The organism is Synechococcus sp. CS-1332, from assembly GCF_025127995.1.
Classification (GTDB): domain Bacteria; phylum Cyanobacteriota; class Cyanobacteriia; order PCC-6307; family Cyanobiaceae; genus Cyanobium.
The window spans coordinates 1-3,329 of the sequence record NZ_JAHLYP010000031.1; the positions used below are offsets into that span (position 1 = coordinate 1).

Below are 3,329 nucleotides of genomic sequence, written 5' to 3' on the forward strand. Positions count from 1 at the left end.
GATCGGTGGCGCCATACACAATCAGCTCGGCATCGGCCACCAGCCAGAAGGACCGCTGCCGGGAGCCCACCCCACCCATGCCGGAGGCGCTGCGGCCCGAGGCCCAGGGGCCGGCGCCGGAGGCGGAGAACTCGCCGCCGCCCTGCAGGCCGGCGGCAGAGTCGCGCTCGAGCTCGTGGAAGGCCTCGGAGCCGCGGCCCAGGCGGCGCCACTGGCTGGTCGCGCTCTGGTAGAGCCGCTCGTGCAGGCCGGAATCGACCGCTTCGGCGGGAGCCGGCAGGCTGGCGCTGGCGGAGGAGGGGAACGCCTCGAGGGAGAAAGGAACGAACTGATCGAGGATCTGCTCAGAGGGATGCAGCGACGGCACCCGGGCGACCGAGGAATAGGCCAGGGAGATCCAGCCGCCGCCACCGCCCTTGCGGTAGCCGAGCTCGACCCGGTAATCGCGGTCGGAGAGGGGAACGGGGAGGTACCACTCGGTGGCGTGGCTGTCGACCACCACCTCCTGGAGGGTGTGGGGGTGGGCAGAACCACCGGCCAGGCCGGTCACGTCGGCGACGCGCAGGCAGAGCTGGGAGGCACCGGCATGGAGGGCGCCTGAGAGGTCGTCCTCGGAGATGTCCCAGAAGACATAGGCCCACTGGGGATCACGGGGCAGGAAGACGACGCGGGTCTCGGCGGCGGGCCGCGGCGCCGGGAGCATCTCCGCTTCGATGAGCTCGAGACTCCGCCCTTCCCCTTCCTCCACCTGGCGGGTGCTGATGGCTTCCACCAGCTCCTCCTTGGACTTGCGGCTGTACAGAGAAACGCCGAGGTCACTGGCGATCTGCCGCAGCTGGCGCAGCGTCATCATCGCCAGGGAGGTCAGCGTCTTCTGGCTCACAACATCAGAATTCGTTTGGGATCAGTCTGGAGGAGGTTCTCCCCTTTGGTTGAGGCCGTTCCACGGTGGTCAGGAACCACTGACGGCCTGAGGGGTGCTCCGCCGCCACCGGGCTGTCCAAGCCTAAAAAGGCCCCTGCAGCAATGACGCTGCAGGGGCCTGGTGGAAGGGGGGTATAGCCGTACAGGCCTGGGTTCAGCGACCGATGCTGCGGTAGGGAACCTTGGAGAGGTAGTCCATGCCGGTGTTGCCGGCGGCGGCGCGGCCGACGCCACGCAGGGCGGGGAGGGTGCGGACCCAGGGGAGGTAGTCCTGCGGGAAGCCGCCGCGGCGCTGCTGGGCACGCTCGGGGAAGCTGCGTGTCTTGCCGGTGTAGACGATCTGGGGGAAGCCCAGGATGCCCCGGTAGTACGACTCGTAGCGGGGGGAGGTGAGGTTGAAGGGGGTCTCACCGACCTCACGGAAGCCCACCACCCGGTTGCGGTGGTAGGGCACGGTGTCGTAGCCGAAGGCGTCGAGGTACTCGTCGGAGTCGAGGATGTCGTCGACCATGCCCCGGACCCCACGGGTCATCAGCACGGCGGACCAGGCGATCTCCTCGGACTTGCCGTGGACCTGGCGACCCAGCAGCTTCTCGACCAGGTGGCGGGCCACCCGATAGTTGCTGTTGAGGTTGTAGAAGCTGCGGTTGAAAGTGTCCGACAGGCACAGGGAGCGGATGAACTCCCGCACGTTGATCTGGCCGTCCCGCAGCTGGGATTCAAGGGTGCGGTCGCGGTCGACCTTGAAGGCATGGAAGAAGATCTGGCGGTAGGCCGCTTCGATCACGAAATTCTGATCTTCCCGGTCCATGGCCTTGTCCATGGACACAGCCTTGGGGTCCTCGTCGGAACCCACCCGGAACGGCGCCACGCGCGAGTTCTGGGAGGTGGGGGCGTACTTGAGGAGTGGAAGAGCCACGCGTGGTCCGGCATCCGTCGTTGGGGATCGTAGAAGTAGGGCCCCGGCGCCCCCGGGCGCGGGAGGGCAGGGCTCACAGTCCGTAACGTTGGCGACACAACGCCAGCGGGGCCGACCTCACCAGCCCAGGGCAGACAGGCAGGCGGTTTCGGGGCTGGTGGCGGGGCTGTCCGGGGCCGTGGATTCGCCCTCAGGGGCGCTGGTGGGCGATGCGGGCTCGCCGTGGATCCGGGTCTCGACGCAGAAGGAAGCGGTGTTGGAGAGCCCCTCGACGGTGCTGGTGCGCAGGCGCACGTCGGGCCCGGCGAAGCTGAACCGCTCCAGGCTGTTCATCGTCTCGTAGCTGGTGGTGAGCAGCAGGCCGTCCCGGTCGTCCATGGCGAAGTGACCCGCCACCGGCGCCGTTTCGGCGTAGCCCCGATCGCGCAGCAGCAGGCCCTGGCGGCCGCGTTCATCGCTGGGGATCAGGCCGAAGACGCTTTCGCCCTCGTGGGCCTCGCCGGCCTTGTCCCAGGCCATCGAGCCGCTCCAGCGCACCTGGCAGCCCCCCACCAGGCCAGCCGGATCCTGGCCGTGCAGGACGGCGATCGCTTCCAGGCGCGGATCGGCCGCCTCCAGCTCCACCACTTCAATGAAGGAGCCACCCGCCTCGGCGCGGCGGTGCAGCAGGTGGTGGCTGCTGCGCTGGGAGCGCCAGCGGCCGCAGCTGAGCTGGAAGAAGCTGATGGCGTCGGCGATGGATCCGCTCACGGGGGCTCAGGCGATGGGGCGCGATCAGGCGATGATCGCAACTCTTCCACCCTCCCGCGGCACCTTGTCCGCCGCTCCCGTCGCCGCTGCCCTGGCGGCAGCGTTCTGCTGGGCCTTCGCCAGCCTGCTGTGGCGCCGGCTGCCCACCTCCCTCTCGGCGGCCCGGCTGAACCTGCTCAAGAACCTGCTGGCGGTGGCCCTGCTGCTGCCGCTGGCCCTGGCGCTGCCCTGGCAGGTCACGCCCCGCTCGCTGCTGCTGCTGGCTCTCAGCGGGGTGCTGGGGATCGCCCTGGGGGACACCCTGTTCTTCGCGGCCCTGCGGCGGCTGGGCACCCGGCGCACCCTCACCATCGACGCCGGTGGGCCGGCGGTCACGAGCCTGGCGGGGGTGGCGCTGCTGGGGGAGGTGCCCCGGCCGGCCCAGTGGCTGGGGATCGCGCTGATCAGTCTGGCGGTGCTGCTGGTGGTGCACCAGCGCGCCCCCCGGGAGGTCCAGCCGGCGGGGGCCGAGGGGGCTGCCGGGCCTCCAGTCGCCGAGGGGGTCGGGGTGGCCCTGGCCCTTGGGGCACTGGCCTGCGGCAGTGGGGGAGCCCTGCTGGCACGGGCGGGACTGCTGGCCGGGGGGCCGGAACCGCTGCAGGCCGCCACCCTGCGGCTGGCGGCGGCGGCGGTGGTGATGCTGCCGTTGCTGGTGGGGCTGCCGCGGGCCGCCCATGGCCCCCGGCCGGCCGGGCGC

At 70.7% G+C, this 3,329-nt stretch carries 4 protein-coding genes; 1 reads left to right on the forward strand and 3 read right to left on the reverse strand.

The genetic code is table 11. The annotated features are described in order from the left end of the window. The 3 genes from KQ305_RS06345 to KQ305_RS06355 form a co-directional block, all read right to left on the reverse strand. Positions 1-850, reverse strand: an 850-nt coding sequence (locus KQ305_RS06345; protein ID WP_259724582.1) for a DUF4912 domain-containing protein, incomplete at its 3' end; no start/stop codon positions are given. Between the two features lie 228 nt (positions 851-1,078). Further along, positions 1,079-1,843, reverse strand: coding sequence for a phycobilisome rod-core linker polypeptide (locus tag KQ305_RS06350; RefSeq protein WP_259724579.1), 765 nt, complete (start codon positions 1,841-1,843; stop codon positions 1,079-1,081). A 117-nt stretch (positions 1,844-1,960) separates the two neighbouring features. Continuing rightward, positions 1,961-2,593, reverse strand: a complete 633-nt coding sequence (locus KQ305_RS06355; RefSeq protein WP_259724580.1) for a phycobiliprotein lyase — start codon at positions 2,591-2,593, stop codon at positions 1,961-1,963. A gap of 31 nt (positions 2,594-2,624) precedes the next feature. Between KQ305_RS06355 and KQ305_RS06360 the strand changes: the two genes are divergently transcribed. Then, positions 2,625-3,329, forward strand: a 705-nt coding sequence (locus KQ305_RS06360; RefSeq protein WP_259724581.1) for an EamA family transporter, incomplete at its 3' end; no start/stop codon positions are given.